The sequence below is a fragment of the Methylomonas lenta genome (genome assembly GCF_001644015.1).
In the GTDB taxonomy this organism is placed as follows: domain Bacteria; phylum Pseudomonadota; class Gammaproteobacteria; order Methylococcales; family Methylomonadaceae; genus Methylomonas; species Methylomonas lenta.
On sequence record NZ_LUUI01000099.1, the window covers coordinates 1 to 17279 of the forward strand.

The window sequence follows — 17279 nt, forward strand, 5'->3', positions numbered from 1 at the left end:
TAGTTAGGAATGCGCATGAAACAAGTTCGTCAGCTGTGGGTGCGAATTTATTCGCACTGTGCGGATAAATCCGCATCTACACAGGATTCTTGCATATGATATTCCATGCATATTCCTTAGCGGGCTGTTAGAGGCAACCTACGTCCGCTGGTTAAGCCGAAAATTGTATTAATTTAATCAGCGATACTTCAGATGTAGTTCTGCTAATCAATCTGATATTTCTTCCGCTTACGCCAAAAGGTCGCTCTGCTCATGCCGATAGAACGGGCGGCTGTTTCCATATGGCCGTTGGCCGCTTGTAGAGCCTCGCGAATCAAATCGGCTTCGTTGCCCTGACGAATGCTTTTGCTTACAGGTGCTATAAAGCTATTTGGCGCAGACGTTTCCCGAAATTCCGGCGGCAAATCATCCAGGGTGATTTCATTGCCACGACCTACGGCAAAAGCGTATTCCACCACGTTTTTCAATTCCCGTACATTGCCGGGCCAGCGGTAATCCAGCAAGCGGCGCATGGCTTCTGGCGCGATACTGTCAACATGCCGAGGGCCGTGTTGGTTGTGTTCCTGTATACATTGCCACAGCAGCAAGTTCACATCCTGCCGTCGCTCGCGTAAGGGCGGCAAAAATACCGGTACTACTCGCAATCGATACATCAAATCTTCTCGAAAACGGCCGGCTTTGACTTCTTCGCGTAAAGAACGATGAGTGGCGGCGATGATGCGGACATCCACTGTAATCGCAGCATCGGCGCCGACCGGAATGAAGCTTTGCTCCTGTAAAACCCGTAACAGCTTGGCTTGAAGCTCCAGTGGCAGTTCGGCTACTTCGTCCAGGAATAATGTGCCCTCATGCGCGCGCTGAAATACGCCGGCATGATTACGAACTGCACCGGTAAACGCGCCTTTTACATGGCCGAACAATTCGCTTTCCAGCAAGCTGGGCGTTAATGCCGCGCAGTTGATTGCCATGAATGGCTTGTTGTGACGGGCACTTTCCAAGTGTAAAGCATTCGCTACCAGTTCTTTGCCGGTACCGGATTCGCCGCGTATCAATACGGTGGCTTCAGTTTCGGCCACATTACGGATGATCTTGATGGCCTCTTGCATGGTTGGGTCGCGCGACAAAATACCGTGAAAGCTTTCACTATTAGACATCGCTGCAGGGCCCGGCGCGGTGCTGGCTTGTGGCTGCAAAAACTCAAGCGCCCCGGCGAATTGACCATCGGCATCAAAAAAAGCCCGCGCGGTGCGATAGCAGGTTAGTGTGCCTCCACCTGGGCGGCGTAATTTCACCATTTGTGCTTTGATTTCACCATGTTCAGCCAAACCGCAGGGGTCGCGACCCTTATCGCAATTTAAGGCTTCAGCGCAGAGTTTGCCGAGCACTTTTTCAGCCGGCAATTCGAATAGTTTCTCCGCGCCTTTACTCCAAAATATGACTTTACCGGCGGCGTCGACTGCAAAAACGGCGCCAGCATCTACCAGATCAGTCAGGATAGCAAAAATATGATCAGGGCCGAGCTGGCTTAGCCAGCGGTTGAAAAATGGTGAGGATTGACTCATGAGATAAGCGGGTTTGTTTTAAATTAAGCCGTGACTTTAACATTGAAAAGGTTGTGTTTCACAGTTTGTGTCATGCGCTGCATCATATGAGACGCTTAAGTGTTTCATTGAAACGGTTGGTTGAGCTGTAAAAATAGGGCTGCATTTGAAGAAAACAATAAACAACAATGGCTTATGCCTATTTAATCAAGTTGGCACGATTCTGGTAATAGTAAATACAAGTGATCAATGCAGGGCTGCTTTTAAGACACTTATCAAACTATAATTAAAGAGGAAGACAATGAAAATAAAGCTTTTAATAGCAAGTACATTATTGAGTCTGGCAGCTAGCGCTAGTGCGGTAAACACGACAACAACTGAAGCAGAACATGGTCAACCTGCCGCGGTAGTGCCAGGGCAAACAAAACTCTATAATGAAACCTTGAACCCACACCAAATAGAACATCCCAATCATTTAGGTTTTAACGATTTACATATTCAGGCTATCAGGCATTTGGTACCTGATCAGCATAGTGTGCATGATCCAAAGCTGCAAACAGTCGTTCATCATCATTGCAAAGCCTATGATGACGAAACTATGTTGTGTTTGATGTTTCATTCCGGTATGAAAGATCAAGACAAGCCCATAGGTTTCGAATACATCATCACAACCGCGCAGTTCAATACCTTACCTGAAGCCGAGAAAAAATATTGGCATTACCATAAAACTGAAGTGCCGAGAGCACATGCTTCATTTCCTGATTTGACACAGGAAGAGGCGGCTAAGATTTTGCCGGTCATCAATGAAACCTATGGAAAAGTTATTTATTTTCAGCAACCTGAAGACAAATATCCATTGGGTGAACCGTATGTTGTGATCGTACAGGACATGCCGGAACAAGACTAACGCGTAACTTTGCTGAATTGATTGATAGGGGCGATTTTAATCGCCCCAGGCGAATGAATGCACAGCTACAAGACATACGTAGATGGACAAATTAATGTTGGCGAAATCCTAAAGTTTCATCCCCCAAATGTGTGCATCAGCCATGTACACATTTTTTAGCCAGAGAGCGCGATATTTCAGGCGCTACTCTGGCATTTTTTTTGGAGTCCTTATGCGGTTATTAACATTTTTGCTGGGTTTGACTGTATCCAGCACACTTTGGGCTGATTCCCTGCTTGGATTACCAGCGCTGATTATCCCGGCAGATAATCCACAAACTGCCGACAAAATTGCCTTGGGCCAGCGGCTTTTTAACGACAAACGCTTGAGTGGCGATGGATCTATCAGTTGCGCCAGTTGCCATCAAGAAGCTAAAGCCTTTAGTGATGGTTTACCGTTGGCAAAAGGGATAGACGGACAAATCGGCACTCGGAATACGCCGACCGTATTAAACGCGGCGTTTTATAGCAGCCAGTTTCTGGATGGTCGGGCGGCTAGCTTGGAAGAACAAGCCTTGGGACCGTTTTTAAATCCGATTGAGCATGGCTTGAAAAGCCAGCAAACTATTGTCGATAGTCTCCGGCAGGATGCCGATTACTTAAAGGCATTTACGCGTGTATTTGATATTCAGGCAGATGAATTAACCATTGCGCATGTCGGCAAAGCCATTGCGAGTTATCAGCGCACATTAATTGCCGGAGATTCGGCTTTTGATCGCTATTTATTTGGCATGCAGCCTAATGCAATATCAGAAAGTGCTGTACGTGGCTCACGTATTTTTAAGCGCAAAGGAAATTGTGTCACCTGTCACGAGATATCGATGAAACACGCCCTGTTTACCGATAATCGTTTTTATAACATTGGAATTGGCTCGCAACGCTTAGCGCCAGTGTTGGCTGAGTTGCAGGCGGCCAGCGAGCGTCGAGAACAACCCGATTTGTCTGGCTGGACCGCTGCCCAACGTTCCGAATTAGGTCGATATCTGGTCACCCAGCAAGCTGCGGACATCGGTCGGTTTAAGACCCCAACTCTGCGTAACATTGCCTTGACTGGGCCTTATATGCATGATGGCAGCCTGCAAACGTTGGAAGCAGTTGTCGAGCATTACGATAAAGGTGGCGCAGGCAGTGATGGAGTGGATGCCAAGATATTTCCGTTACATCTGACAGCAGCAGAAAAAAAAGATTTAGTGGCGTTTTTGAAAACATTGACCGGATTGGAATAAGGATATGGTTGGAAATAACATCCCGAAATCCAAGCGCATCGTTCCTACGCTTCGCGTCACTGCCATTAAGTTAAGGAAGAACAATCCCTTCTCCCTCCGGGAGAAGGTTAGGATGAGGGGATTAAATAAAGCTTTTTTGCCTTATTATAAATCTCCTCTCCCCAACCCTCTCCAGCAGGAGAGGGAGCTTTTTCTTAACTTAATGGCATTGACGCGGAGCATGGGAACCATAGGAGGAAGTTAATTTTGGCGAAATCCTAAAAGCGGTCTATTTGCACCGAAAACATAATGACTAGCGCTAATTTCATGGGTGCCGGGGATCTTGTCACTAACGGCTTGTGATTCATTTTCAAGACAAAGTGAATACAGTTGAAAATTTGGGGCATACCGTGTAGCTGGATTTTGCTCAGCTTAATGAAATATCATCTCAGACACTTGAAAGTTAGTTGATGCGTTAAAGCCCGTGGCATAATCGATGCCTAACAACTGGTGAGTGCTGCCATGCTGCAAAAACGTCTGATGATTCTGCTGTCTTTGTTGATTTTGTTACCAACTCTGGTGATAGCCTGGATGGCGTATGGGTTTTCTGTAGAGTCCATTCGTAATGATCGTATTAGAGTGGTGGGGCGGATTGCCGAAAGTCGGCACGAGCAATTGAACCGCGTGCTGGTGCAAACTAACAGTCGTGCCTATGCCTACTTAAGCGATATTCTGAGTAAATGTGTCAAAGCCGATACGCTGGACAAAAACTGCGCTGCTAAATCTTTAGCTGATTATTTGCATACTGAAGGCGCGATCGGTGTGAGCTTGTTTAGACCTGGCAGTGATGATGGTTTGAGTGTGGGTGATGTCAGTACTGAGCTAAAGGCATTTAAACCTGATCAATTGGCCGGATTTACTGCGGCTTCGGAACAACATCTAGCTGCCTATTATGTATTGGCTGATAATATTCCCTCCGGATTTCGCTTAATGATCAGTTATCCCCTCAGCCTGATTCAACCTATTTTTACCCCACCGGCCGATCTGGGAAAATCCGGTGAAATCTTTCTGGTCGATAATGAGGGCTTTTTCATTACCGAGGGGCACTATCCTGCTGCGCAAGGGCAAAGCCATCCTATTTCTGCTCATCCTATGCAATTGTGTTTGCAGCAGGATAATACGGCAGTGCTGGATTTAGATTATCGTGGCGTTGCCGTGATACATGGATTTCGCTACGTGCCGGAAATTGGCGGCGGCTGCATAATGGCGCATATCGACCAAGCCGAGGCCTTTGCGCCGGTGCGGACTATAGAAAAGCGCATCATTATCGCCATGCTGTTATTTATAGTGCTGGCGGCATTTATTGCCAAGTGGCTGGCAAGACGCATTGTTCGCCCGATTTTGCAACTTACTTGCACCGCCCGCTGTATTCGGCAGGGCGATCTGACTATCCGTGCCGATGTTAAAGGTCTGGATGAAATTTCGGAACTGGCAACATCCTTTAATCATATGACCGATGCATTGGCAGATGCTCAGCGTAATCTGGAAGCTAAAGTAAAGCAGCGCACACAGGCATTACGGACCAGTCAGGAGCGTTATATGCTGGCTGAGCGCGCCGTGAATGACGGCATTTGGGATTGGAATATTCTGACTCATGAATACTATTTATCTCCCCGCTGGAACAAAATCTTAGGCTATGCCGAGGGTGAGTTGCCGAATGTGGAATCGATATTTTTTGAATTGGTGCATCCTGACGATAAAGCGCGTGCCAGCGAAGTATTTCAGCGTCACCTGGAGAATAAAGAGCGTTATAGCGCCGAAATTCGCTTGCGGCATAAAGATGGCAGTTATCGCTGGGTGCTGGATCGCGGTGAGGCTATGCGGGATGACGCCGGTAATCCGGTGCGCATGATAGGTTCGATTACCGATATTACAGAACGTAAAGCGGCAGAGGCAGAGTTAATCAACTATCGCGACCATCTGGAAGAATTGGTGGCCATGGCCACTACCGAAGTGGAAGCCATTGTACAAACCGCTGTCAACGGGGTAATTTCCATCGATGCGACCGGTGCGATTCGGGTGTTTAATCCGGCCGCGGAAAAATTATTTGGCTGGCAAGCAGAAGAGGTTATGGGTAAAAACGTTTCATTGCTGATGCCGGAGCCATTTGCCAGTGAACATGATGGCTACATTCAGCGGTTTTTACAGACCCAGCAGACCAAAATTATAGGTTTGGAGCGCGAAGTGATCGCTCAGCGCAGAGATGGCACTACTTTTCCGGCCAATTTGGCAGTAGGGCATGGCATTATCTCAGAGGGCAGGCATATTTTTGTCGGCTTTATTGCCGACATTAGCCTGCAAAAGCAAGCCGAACAGGAACTCAGATTAGCCAAGGACACTGCTGAAGAGGCTACCAAAGCCAAGGCCAGTTTTTTAGCCAACATGAGTCATGAAATTCGCACCCCCATGAACACTGTGATTGGTTTTGCCGAGATGGCTTTGCAGAAAACCGATCTGCCGCCCGATACTTGCGAGTATATTCGCACCATACTCAGTTCAGGCCGGCATTTACTAAATGTTATCAATGATATTCTGGACTTTTCCAAAATCGAGGCCGGCAAAGTAGAGTTGGAGTCGGTCTGTTTTAATTTAGCCTTTGCCTTAAAGGAAACCCTGCAAACCATCGCTTTAAGAGCGGCTGAAAAAGGCCTGAAAATTGAATTGAAGCTTGCCCCGGATTTACCGGAGTTTTTTAAGGGTGACCCCAGTCGTCTGCGGCAGGTGATTTTGAATCTGGTCGGCAATGCAGTGAAATTTACAGAAGCCGGCATAATTTCAGTGTTAATCGAAAAAGCGGCAGATCAAGATATGGTGCATTTTGCCATTAGCGATACTGGTATCGGTATGACGGCAGAACAAGCGACAAAAATATTCGAGTCGTTTTCCCAAGCCGATACCACCACCAGTCGCCGTTTTGGGGGTACCGGGCTGGGTACCACCATCAGCAAGCAACTTGTGGAAATGATGGGAGGGCGTATCTGGGTGGAAAGTGAGCTTGGCCAGGGTTCGACTTTTCATTTCAACGTATATTTGCCGGAAACCAGCCAACAAGACATTTGTTTGTATCAGGACAATCCGCAGCCAATCCAGGACTATGTGTCACCGCGCCATTTCAAAGTGTTGTTGGCAGAAGACATTGAGGCCAATGCCACTTTGGCCCGCTTGCGGCTCGAACAACAAGGGCATCAGGTGCTTTGGGTGAAAAACGGTCAAGAGGCGGTGGAGGCTTTTCAAGCTGGTGGTTACGATTTGATTTTGATGGATTTGCAAATGCCTGTGTTGGATGGCATTAACGCTACCCGGCGAATTCGCCAGCTTGAGCTGGGCGGTAACAGCCGAATACCGATTGTGGCATTGACCGCCAGTGTGCTCATGCACGAACAGGATCAATGCTTCGAAGCCGGCATGGATGCCATCGTTGGTAAACCGATTAATATCGATGAGTTATTGGAACAAATGGAGTTGCATACACCAGTAGGTGTCGGTTTAGCCGCATCTGAAATCAAACTGGAAACAAAATCCATCAGCAAGCCAGTTGTCGACATTGATTTTAGTCCTTTACATACTTTGGCCGATACTGCCAAAGGCCTGTCAACCTGGCGTGACGCTCATGTGTATGCCCAGGCCTTACTGGATTTTGCCAATCAGCATAGCCAAGACGCCGAGAAAATGAGCGATATGCTGGCTGATGAAAAAAAACCTTTGCAAATGATAGAAGGTATAGCGCACGCCTTAAAAGGGGTTGCCGGTAATCTGGCTTTAACTGACATCGCTGAATTGACAGCGGGCATCGACGAACAACTCAAAGCCGGACATCGCCAAGGTCTTGAGGCAGAATTAGCGGTTTTAGATGGTGCGTTAACAGTCATAGCTGCCGCCATTAATCAGTTACAGTTACAGTTACAGTTACCGGAATCGCAATCAAACGAGCATCAAATACAAATCGATGCGGAGCAGGTCAAGCCGGTTTTACAGCAGTTGCTGGTGGCGCTTGATGGGTTAAATCCGGATCGCGTGCAACCGATCTTACGACAGCTTGCTTCTTGTCTTGATCAGGGCAAACTAAAGTCTATCCAACATCATGTAGATAATTTTGATTTCGATGCGGCAAAGTGCGAAGTCGATAAACTGCTAGAACAACTTGATTAAACTAAAAATGCCATGAAAGATAGTTACAAAATACTGCTGGTTGACGACGAGCCTAATAACTTGAAAGTGCTGCAGCAAATATTAAAAGATCACTATGAGTTGATCTTTGCCATTAATGGCGAAAAGGCGCTGGCAGCCGCCAGAGAACATCAGCCAGACATGATCTTGCTGGACATCATGATGCCGGGTATGGACGGCTATGAGGTTTGTCGGCAGTTAAAAGCCGACTCCGCCAGCAAGCATATTCCGGTGATTTTTGTTACTGCCATGAGCGAAATAGAAGATGAAGCCCGTGGATTCGATGTCGGCGCGGTGGATTACATCCAAAAGCCGGTATCCGGTCCCATAGTGCGTCGGCGGGTACAAACCCATTTGTCGCTGGTGCGGACGGAAGCACTGGATGAACTGGCGCGCGCCGCTATCAAAATGCTCGGCGACGCCGGCCACTACAACGATCCCTACACCGGCGAACATATCTGGCGTATGGCGGATTACTCGGCTGCACTGGCGCGTGCTGCGGGTTGGACGCCTACGCAAGTGGAAATGATAGAACTGGCCGCACCCACCCACGATACCGGCAAAATTGGCATTCCACACGGTATTTTAAAAGCCCCGCGCAAGCTGAATGAAGACGAATGGCAAATCATGAAAACCCATTCACAAATGGGTTATGACATCCTCAGCAAAACCGATAATCCCGTGTTCAAAATGGCGGCCATCATTGCGTTGCATCATCATGAAAAATGGGATGGCAGCGGTTATCCAGTCGGCTTGGCTGGTGAAGACATACCGGAATCAGCTCGCATCGTTGCCATTGCTGATGTATTTGATGCTCTGACCAGCAAACGCCCTTACAAGCTGGCTTGGTCGGAAGAAGAAGCCATTAAGGTGATGCGAGAAAATAGCGGCAGCCATCTGGATCCAAAATTAATGGCTACTTTTGAACAAATATTGCCGGAAATTATGCGCATCCGAAAAAAATGGGAACATTGATTCTTGGCTTGGGGTATCAGGTGAGCCGGATTAAATATCACTGCCAAGATGACGCTTTATGGCTTAATTGCGCGAGCTTTATAATCAGGAAAAATATTCAATTCGAAAATGTAGTGTGTTTTGCGCTTGATAATGGCTACAGTCGCTTTGGTTGACTGATAAGCATGCTTTGATGGTGCAAAATGCTAGGCTATCTCTGAATGATTTACCTTTTGTAATGGAAACAATATGCCCAGACACCCAAGCAGACCATGGTTTTGCCGTATTCTTACCGCTATCCTTGCAATGACAGCATGCACTGTTTATGCGGAAGCGGCTGAACAGGTCTATAGAAGCCCAGCTGTAAATAGTCATTTCTATAAAGTCGATCCCAACAGTATTAAATTGGAACGCACCTGCTCGGTATATGTGCCCGCCTATTCGCACATTTATCTGACGGAAAATCAAACCGCATCGCTAGGTATCACCTTGAGCATTCGCAATGTCGATAGTAACCGAACGATTTACATCAGACGCGTTGATTATTACGATACTCAAGGCAATCTGACCGATACGCTTAACAATGGCTTGTTCGCATTGACGCCCATGGCCACTGCCTCGTATGTCATCTCGCAAAAAGACATGCGCGGCGGTGTAGGTGCTAATTTTGTCGTGCAATGGGCCGCGGAAAAACAGATATACCCACCTATTATCGAAGCCATTATGGCAGGTAATGCCGGCACCAAGAGTTATAGCTTTTCTTCTCGCGGTGAAAACATAATGTGCAACCCCTGAGTGTCGTTATTGGGGGTAAACCCCCGAATGCTGGGCAGCTAGCGTTCAAGCTTGCCTGATCAGCTTTCCAAAAGTGACTCTTTGAACTATCTTTGCCGCTATCTAATGTTAAAAGCCATATCATTTTGGCTGAATTTAAACCAGCACAACTGCGAGTAACCCATAATGAGCAAGCAGCTGAATATTCTATCCATCATCATTCTTGGGGCAGTAATTATTCTGATCGCTGGCTGTTCGGCTGTTAAGGAGCTGACGGCATGAAAAAAGAAAAAATCAAGAAACACAAACTGCTGTTAAGGCATTTAACAGCAGAGGATTACCCGCAGCTTGCCGAAATGATGGATAGAGTCTACGACAATCTGGGCGGCGCCTGGCAGAAAGATCAATATATCTCGCAAGTTACCCGATTTCCTGAAGGGCAAATCGGTATCGAAGATAATGGCATGCTGGTGGCGGCGGCTTTCAGTATGATCGTCGACTACGCCAAATTTGGCGACAATCATACTTATAACCAAATCACCGGTAACGGCTATTTGACTCACCATACGTTGGAGGGCGACACCTTGTATGGGGTGGATATTTTCGTGCACCCCAAGTCTAGAGGGTTGCGATTGGGGCGGCGTTTATATGATGCCCGTAAAGAAATATGTCGCAATTTTAACTTGCGGCGCTTCATTGCCGGTGGCCGCATACCGGGTTATGCCAAATACGCAGACAGTTTGACGCCGGTGCGTTATATCGAACAAGTCAAAAGCCGGGAAATATTCGATCCGGTGTTGTCGTTTCAAATGGCCAACGGCTTTCATGTCCGTAAGTTGCTGACGGGTTATTTGCCGGTGGATGGCGACTCTCAGGGTTATGCCACTTTGCTGGAATGGATTAATCTGGATTATGTCGATAAAACCCCCGAGTTGGGCGACCTAAAAAATGTGATTCGGCTGGGAGTGGTGCAATGGCAAATGCGTCCCTTGGCCAGTGTGGATATGTTATTGAAACATGCCGAGTTTTTTATCGATGCAGTAGCCGGTTACAACGCCGATTTTGTGTTGTTTCCGGAATATATCAGTGCACCGTTAATGGGTTCGTTTAATGATAAAAATCCGGCAGATGCTATCCGCGCTTTGGCGGGTTTCAGTCGTGATATTCGTGATGGACTGTTGGAAATGGCGATGTCGTATAACATCAATATCATTGCCGGCAGCATGCCGGAGTATAGCCATCGGGAGCTTTACAATGTTTCCTGGCTGCTACGAAGGGATGGCACCTTTGAAGCACAATACAAAATCCATATCTCGGTGGATGAAGTGGCATATTGGGGGGTAAAAGGCGGCGATGCCCTGAAAGTATTTGATACCGATTGCGGCAAAATCGCCATCTTAATTAGCTACGATGCCGAGTTTCCGGAGTTGGCCCGGTTGGCAGCGTTACAGGGGGCGCAAATTGTGTTTGTACCCTTCTGGACCGACACCAAAAACGCTTATCAACGGGTACGTTATTGTTCGCAAGCGAGGGCTATCGAAAACGAATGTTTTGTCGCCATCGGCGGCAGCGTCGGTAATTTGCCGCATGCCGAAAATATGGATATTCAGTATTCGCAAGCGGCCATTTTTAGTCCTAGTGATTTTGCCTTCCCACACGACGCCATTTTGGCCGAGGCCACACCCAACACCGAAATGACGCTGATTGCAGATGTCAATCTTGAGCTTCTAAAGCAAGCTCGTAGCCGTGGTGCTTCCAGAAATCTATCCCTGCGACGTCAGGATCTTTATCGGCTGGAATGGCAATAATTTACTGGCTTTCCGGTTTCTTATATTTTGACCTGATTAGCAGGCTGCTTCAGCTAAACCTTCTCAAAACCTATAAATCTATATTTCGGCAGGGAATGTCGGGACCCAGAGGTCATGGATGCCGGCAATCCCTGCCGGCATGACGTGCTTGGATAGCTATGACCAAATCCTTAGTCTCTATAAGCTAATGAATCAACCCGCGATTTTTAAGTGCCGCATAGATTTCATCGACCGTATTTTCATCGCAATTAAACGCCACATCAGCTTGTGTTGATTTTTCACCCAGACACAGACATAACAAGCCAGCGTTTTTGATGGCGACGACTAATTCATCGTTGTCGGCTTCAAGTATGGTGGTGGCGTGGCCGGTGTCGAATAATTTGCGTTCCAGATGATAGGCAACTTGGGCAGCGTCGCTGCCGTTCAAGGCAATTACAGATGCTATCTGACTGTAACGAGTGGCACGTTCTTCGGCGCTAACGGGTGACCAGTCTTCCTCGCTAGCATCACCGCTGATCATGCCGGCGCCGACCGTAATATTGGTCAAGCGATCGATGACAATGAAGGAGCCAGTGGTTTTATTGAGTTTGTAAGGATCAAACACCACCGGGGCATTAACCGCGACAGTACACAGGCCGAATTCGTTTAATTTGAGTTCGTTGGCATCGTGATGTTCCAGGGTATTGACGTCTATCCGGTGATGAATCATCGATATCGATCCGGAAACATTGCGTGTGGCTAATTTAATTAAATATTGCCGACCCGGTGTCATGGGCTTTTCAGTCATCCAGACGATAGTGGCTTTAAATCGGTCGGCAACCGTGGGTGCGGACTGCTGCGAGCCGACGATAATGTCGCCACGACTGACATCTATCTCGTCAGTGAGTGTCAGCGTAACAGCCATGGAGGCAAAAGCCTGTTCCAGTTCGCCGTCGTAGGTGACAATCGATTTAATCGTACTGGTTTTGCCGGATGGCATTGCAGTGATCGCATCGCCTTTGTGAAACACGCCGGAAGCAACCGTACCGCAGAAGCCACGGAAATCCAGATTAGGTCGGTTGACGTACTGCACCGGGAAACGGGCGTCGTCAAAGTTGTGGTCGCTGGCAATTTCGATGCTGTTGAGTAACTCCATCATCGGTTTGCCTGTATACCAGGGCATGTTTTCGCTAGGGTTGACTACGTTGTCGCCATCCAGTGCAGACATGGGGATGAAATGGATGTCGTGTTGACCCAAAGTCTTTACGAAGGCCAGATAATCGGCTTTGATTTTGTTGAAGGTGTCTTCACTGTAAGCCATCAAATCCATTTTATTAATGGCCACAATGATGTGTTTTAAGCCCAGTAAGGAGGCGATAAAACTGTGCCGTTTAGTTTGGGTTTGTACGCCATAACGGGCGTCGATCAGGATCACCGCCAAATCGCAGGTGGATGCGCCGGTGGCCATGTTGCGGGTGTACTGCTCGTGGCCCGGTGTGTCGGCAATGATGAATTTGCGGGTGGAAGTAGAAAAATAACGATAGGCGACGTCGATGGTGATGCCTTGCTCACGCTCGGCCTGCAAGCCGTCGACCAACAAAGCCAAATCGATCTTGCCGGCGCCGGTGGTGCCGGACTTAACGCTGTCAGCCTGTACGGCGGCCAACTGATCTTCATAGATCATTTTCGAGTCATGCAGTAATCGGCCGATCAAGGTACTTTTACCGTCGTCGACGTTACCACAGGTTAGAAAGCGCAATAATTCTTTGCGTTCGTGTTGCGCCAGATAGGCGTTGATGTCAGTGCTGATTAAGTCGGATTGGTGGGACATGAGTGTTCCAAAATTAAAAGTTAAATCGGGGATAATAAATTAGGTAAAAGGCTCAAGTTGAAAGGCAAAAGTTAAGGTGCTCTCGATTTAATCAAGGCTGCCAGCATTTTTGAAAGTTGTTCAGCTTCGTCTTTCCAATTCATCCCTGTCTCTTTTGGGATGTACCCAATTTTGATGCCAATGTATATTTGGGTGCGTAATTCGCCGCTTGATCCTTTTGCGTAATAAAGGAATTTATTGGAATCTTTGTCACTTCTTCTTTCAAACCCTTCTGCAATATTGCTAGGAATTGATAAGCTGGAGCGGGTTATCTGATCCTTAAAGCCAAAATCCTTGCAAGTCGCCAAGCCTTTATAAATTTCGACACAAAGTCGTGATGAACGCTGCCAAACCTCCAAGTCTTCAAAGCGTGCCATCTTTTGCCTTGAGCCTTTTGCCTTTAGCCTGTTTATTTAAAAGTATCCTTCGCGTTTTTTCTGTTCCATAGAGCCGGATTGGTCATGGTCGATCAAGCGACCCTGGCGTTCAGATGTCGTCGTCAGCAGCATTTCCTGGATGATTTCCGGCAAGGTAGTCGCGGTGGATTCGACTGCGCCCGTCAATGGATAACAGCCCAGGGTACGGAAACGCACCATTTTCATTTCGACTTTATCCTCAGGGTCTATCGGCATGCGCTCGTCATCGACCATGATCAACATGCCGTCTTTATTCACCACCGGGCGTTCTTTGGCGAAATACAGCGGTACGATAGGAATATTTTCCAGATGAATGTATTGCCAAATATCCAGCTCGGTCCAGTTCGATAGCGGGAACACCCGGATGCTTTCGCCCTTTTCCACTTTGCCGTTATAAATATTCCATAATTCCGGGCGTTGATTTTTCGGATCCCAGCGATGGTTTTTGTCACGAAAAGAGTATACCCTCTCTTTGGCGCGTGATTTTTCCTCGTCGCGGCGGGCGCCACCGAAGGCGGCATCAAACTGATATTTGTTCAAAGCTTGTTTAAGGCTATCGGTTTTCATGACGTCAGTATGTTTTTTACTGCCGTGGGTAAAAGGGCCAATACCTTGCTCGACACCGTCTTGATTAATATGCACCAATAAATCCAGGCCTAAATCCTTGGTCAAGCGATCACGAAATTCAATCATTTCCTTGAATTTCCAGGTGGTGTCGACATGCAGAAGTTTAAAAGGTGGCTTGCCAGGGGAAAAAGCCTTCATGGCTAGATGCAGCATTACCGCAGAATCCTTGCCTATGGAATACAACATGACCGGTTTGTCGAATTCTGCCGCTACTTCGCGGATGATATGTATGCTTTCGGCTTCGAGCTGCTTAAGGTGGGTTAATTTATAATCGGTCATGAACGTTCCGGGGCAATAAGCCCATAGCTGCAAAAAATTTTAATCGGGCTATTTTAAAGGTAAACAGGCTGTGTATGCCATTAGTAAAGCGGATAATCGTGCCGAAGCTGAAAACACAGCCATTAAAATGGAATTGCAGTTTCGATTATCCGGCTTGGGATTTGGTCTGGAATAACGTCCCGAATTGGAATCCCCATGCGAAACTTCGTGGTTTCGGCAGGGATTGCCGGAACCACGATGTCATGGATTATAGAAGGCCCTCCACGTCCATGTGACTTGGATACCGGCAATCTCTGCCGGCATGACGTGTTTGGATAGCGGGAAGTTATTTGTGGTCAAATCCTTAGCAACCCGGACTTTCGAATTTAATGCCCGGAACTGGGTATTACACAGTAAGCACTGAAGCCTTGGATTTCAACATTGATCCCTCGGTCGGGCGCTGCCAGCAAAAAGTCGGCGATCGTTTCCAGAATATCCTGGTCGATGAATAAGGCCTTGTTACCATCGATAATTAATTCACTGTCGTTGGAAATAGCGCTTAAATGTTTACGTAACAGCGCTTTGTTGAGAAACGACACATCTTTATGCAGACGCAACAAAAAATGCGAGCCGTGCGTGGTCAAGGTCATGGCTTCATGGAAATTGGCGCGCAGTACAAAGAAAATACCAATCGCCATACCAATGGTGATACCTAGTAGCAGGTCAGTCAGTAAAATAGCTGCAATAGTAATTGCAAAGGGTAAAAATTGATTCCAGCCTCTGTGATAAAACTCGATGAACAGCTTGGGTTTAGCAAGCTTATAACCAATTTGCAACAGGATGGCCGCCAAGCAAGCCAAAGGGATTTGATTCAGATATTCCGCAAAAAACATCACGCTAATCAATAACAATACCCCGTGGAAAAAACTGGATATTCGGGTTTGTCCGCCGGCATTGATATTGGCCGAACTACGCACGATAACTGCAGTAATAGGTATTCCCCCTATCATGCCGCTAATAATATTACCCAGGCCTTGCGCCTTGAGTTCTCGATTGGTCGGGGCGATACGTTTGTGCGGATCCAGCTTGTCTACTGCTTCAATACTTAATAAGGTTTCCAGGCTGGCAATGATAGCCAAGGTTGCGGCAATGCTATAAACCTTAGGGTTAGCCAGATTACTGAAATCCGGCATACGGAATTGATTGATAAAGTTTTCCACGCTACCCAGCTCGGGTAACGATACCAGATGCCGCTGACTGATAGCCCATTCCGGCGCATATTGTAATACCAATATGTTATATGCCACCCCCCATACCACGGCCACCAATGGACCGGGAATCAATTGCAGCAAACTGGAGCGTTTGAAAAGCCGGGTTTCCCAGACAATCAGTATCAATAGTGCTACACCGCTAATGATAAGGGCCCCCGGCGTAATGCCCTCCAGCGCATCGACCAATTCAAAAAAACTGCTTTTGGCGGTTTCCTGCATATAACTTTCATCACCGTCAAAGCTGGTGTCGTAACCTGTGGCATGCGGGATTTGTTTGATAATCAAAATCAAACCTATCGCCGCCAACATGCCTTTTATGACCGATACTGGAAAAAATGCACCGATCAGGCCAGCTTTAAGATAGCCCAAAATGATTTGAAAAATTCCGGCTATCACCAAACTCAATAAAAAGGCATTAAAACTGCCCAAGGTTTCGATGCCGTTAAACACAATAACAGTCAAGCCGGCAGCAGGCCCGGAGACACTGAGATGAGAACCGCTAGCCCAAGCCACTATAATGCCACCGATGATCCCGGCAATCACGCCGGAAAATAAGGGAGCCCCGGAAGCCAAAGCAATTCCCAAACATAACGGCAGCGCCACCAAAAAAACTACCATACTGGCCGGTAAATCATGTTTTAAGTTCTTTAGGTAATAGTGCAAATCGGATTTCATGGATGATTTCTCAGTTAATTCAATAGGCCAGCAGGTTAGTCGGCGTAACGGTAAATAGGGTGTATTTGGGTGTTATGATCCAGCTTGATTAATTCGTCAATCAATCCATCATCCAAACCATAAACCCAGCCGTGCAGTGTGGGCTTGTGGCCATGTTTCCAGGCGGATTGAATGATGGAAGTATGCGCTAAACGATATACCTGTTCGATGATATTTAACTCGATCAAACGGCCGAGTTTTTTGGCTGGATCGATAGACTCAAGCTCATCCTGATGCAGGCGGTAAACATCCTTGATATGCGACAGCCATTTATTGGCAATCACCAGATCCGATTGTTGCGGTTGTAAGGCCGCTTTAACCCCGCCGCAACCATAATGCCCACAAACAATGACATGTTTGACCTTTAAGACTGAAATAGCATATTGCAACACACTCAGACAGTTAAAATCGGTAGTTATCACCTGATTGGCAATATTTCGGTGCACGAATATTTCACCGGGTTGGGCGTTGACTACCGTTTCAGCCGGCACCCGGCTGTCTGCACAACCTATCCATAAAAAATCCGGTTTTTGCTCTAGAGCCAGCAGTTTGAAGTAGCCAGGATCTTTTCTACTCACTTCTGCTGACCAAGCGCGGTTTTCAAGTAATAATTTTTCAGGTGTATGCATGATTGTCTTCCTTAATTAAGTTAATGATGTTGAGTAGATAGAATTACGCATTGATTGTTCA

General features: G+C 47.1%; 12 protein-coding genes. 6 read left to right on the forward strand and 6 right to left on the reverse strand.

The features are described 5' to 3' along the window. Positions 1–203: 203 nt before the first annotated feature. Positions 204–1562, reverse strand: coding sequence for a sigma-54 interaction domain-containing protein (locus A1359_RS10100; RefSeq protein ID WP_066981883.1), 1359 nt, complete (start codon positions 1560–1562; stop codon positions 204–206). Between the two features lie 280 nt (positions 1563–1842). On the opposite strand from A1359_RS10100, the gene A1359_RS10105 reads away from it, so the two are divergent. The 6 genes from A1359_RS10105 to A1359_RS10135 all read left to right on the forward strand — a co-directional run bounded on the left by A1359_RS10105 (position 1843) and on the right by A1359_RS10135 (position 11454). Further along, positions 1843–2448: a DUF1264 domain-containing protein gene (locus A1359_RS10105; protein ID WP_066981885.1), complete on the forward strand. Its 606-nt coding sequence runs from the start codon at positions 1843–1845 to the stop codon at positions 2446–2448. Between the two features lie 211 nt (positions 2449–2659). Beyond that, positions 2660–3712 (forward strand): cytochrome-c peroxidase, encoded by a 1053-nt coding sequence (locus tag A1359_RS10110; RefSeq protein ID WP_066981888.1) that lies wholly within the window; start codon positions 2660–2662, stop codon positions 3710–3712. 501 nt (positions 3713–4213) lie between these two features. Continuing rightward, the gene (locus tag A1359_RS10120) at positions 4214–7900 is read left to right on the forward strand and encodes a hybrid sensor histidine kinase/response regulator (protein ID WP_066981892.1); all 3687 of its coding nucleotides are present in this window, start codon (positions 4214–4216) and stop codon (positions 7898–7900) included. Positions 7901–7912: 12 nt separating this feature from the next. Next, a complete protein-coding gene (locus A1359_RS10125) occupies positions 7913–8893 on the forward strand; it encodes an HD domain-containing phosphohydrolase (protein ID WP_066981895.1) in 981 nt (326 codons plus the stop codon). Between the two features lie 285 nt (positions 8894–9178). Beyond that, positions 9179–9667: a DUF3124 domain-containing protein gene (locus A1359_RS10130; protein ID WP_066981898.1), complete on the forward strand. Its 489-nt coding sequence runs from the start codon at positions 9179–9181 to the stop codon at positions 9665–9667. Between the two features lie 257 nt (positions 9668–9924). Next, positions 9925–11454 carry a bifunctional GNAT family N-acetyltransferase/carbon-nitrogen hydrolase family protein gene (locus A1359_RS10135; RefSeq protein WP_066981901.1) on the forward strand — a complete coding sequence of 510 codons (1530 nt, stop codon included), beginning with the start codon at positions 9925–9927 and terminating at the stop codon, positions 11452–11454. Between the two features lie 184 nt (positions 11455–11638). On the opposite strand, the gene cysN is transcribed toward A1359_RS10135, so the two are convergent. The 5 genes from cysN to can form a co-directional block, all read right to left on the reverse strand. Then, a complete protein-coding gene (gene cysN, locus A1359_RS10140; protein WP_066981903.1) occupies positions 11639–13264 on the reverse strand; it encodes a sulfate adenylyltransferase subunit CysN in 1626 nt (541 codons plus the stop codon). A 71-nt stretch (positions 13265–13335) separates the two neighbouring features. Beyond that, the gene (locus A1359_RS10145) at positions 13336–13680 is read right to left on the reverse strand and encodes a four helix bundle protein (protein WP_066981906.1); all 345 of its coding nucleotides are present in this window, start codon (positions 13678–13680) and stop codon (positions 13336–13338) included. A gap of 36 nt (positions 13681–13716) precedes the next feature. Then, a complete protein-coding gene (gene cysD / locus A1359_RS10150; RefSeq protein ID WP_066981909.1) occupies positions 13717–14625 on the reverse strand; it encodes a sulfate adenylyltransferase subunit CysD in 909 nt (302 codons plus the stop codon). Between the two features lie 365 nt (positions 14626–14990). Beyond that, complete coding sequence (locus tag A1359_RS10155; RefSeq protein WP_066981912.1) at positions 14991–16550, reverse strand: SulP family inorganic anion transporter; 1560 nt, start codon at positions 16548–16550, stop codon at positions 14991–14993. Positions 16551–16585: 35 nt separating this feature from the next. Then, the gene (gene can, locus A1359_RS10160; RefSeq protein ID WP_066981915.1) at positions 16586–17218 is read right to left on the reverse strand and encodes a carbonate dehydratase; all 633 of its coding nucleotides are present in this window, start codon (positions 17216–17218) and stop codon (positions 16586–16588) included. Between the last annotated feature and the right edge of the window lie 61 nt (positions 17219–17279).

Bases quoted from the DNA above. Each gene is read 5' to 3' on its own strand.
- A1359_RS10100 (WP_066981883.1), bottom strand. From the start codon at position 1,562: ATGAGTCAATCCTCACCATTTTTCAACCGCTGGCTAAGCCAGCTCGGC.
- A1359_RS10105 (WP_066981885.1), top strand. From the start codon at position 1,843: ATGAAAATAAAGCTTTTAATAGCAAGTACATTATTGAGTCTGGCAGCT.
- A1359_RS10110 (WP_066981888.1), top strand. From the start codon at position 2,660: ATGCGGTTATTAACATTTTTGCTGGGTTTGACTGTATCCAGCACACTT.
- A1359_RS10120 (WP_066981892.1), top strand. From the start codon at position 4,214: ATGCTGCAAAAACGTCTGATGATTCTGCTGTCTTTGTTGATTTTGTTA.
- A1359_RS10125 (WP_066981895.1), top strand. From the start codon at position 7,913: ATGAAAGATAGTTACAAAATACTGCTGGTTGACGACGAGCCTAATAAC.
- A1359_RS10130 (WP_066981898.1), top strand. From the start codon at position 9,179: ATGACAGCATGCACTGTTTATGCGGAAGCGGCTGAACAGGTCTATAGA.
- A1359_RS10135 (WP_066981901.1), top strand. From the start codon at position 9,925: ATGAAAAAAGAAAAAATCAAGAAACACAAACTGCTGTTAAGGCATTTA.
- cysN (WP_066981903.1), bottom strand. From the start codon at position 13,264: ATGTCCCACCAATCCGACTTAATCAGCACTGACATCAACGCCTATCTG.
- A1359_RS10145 (WP_066981906.1), bottom strand. From the start codon at position 13,680: ATGGCACGCTTTGAAGACTTGGAGGTTTGGCAGCGTTCATCACGACTT.
- cysD (WP_066981909.1), bottom strand. From the start codon at position 14,625: ATGACCGATTATAAATTAACCCACCTTAAGCAGCTCGAAGCCGAAAGC.
- A1359_RS10155 (WP_066981912.1), bottom strand. From the start codon at position 16,550: ATGAAATCCGATTTGCACTATTACCTAAAGAACTTAAAACATGATTTA.
- can (WP_066981915.1), bottom strand. From the start codon at position 17,218: ATGCATACACCTGAAAAATTATTACTTGAAAACCGCGCTTGGTCAGCA.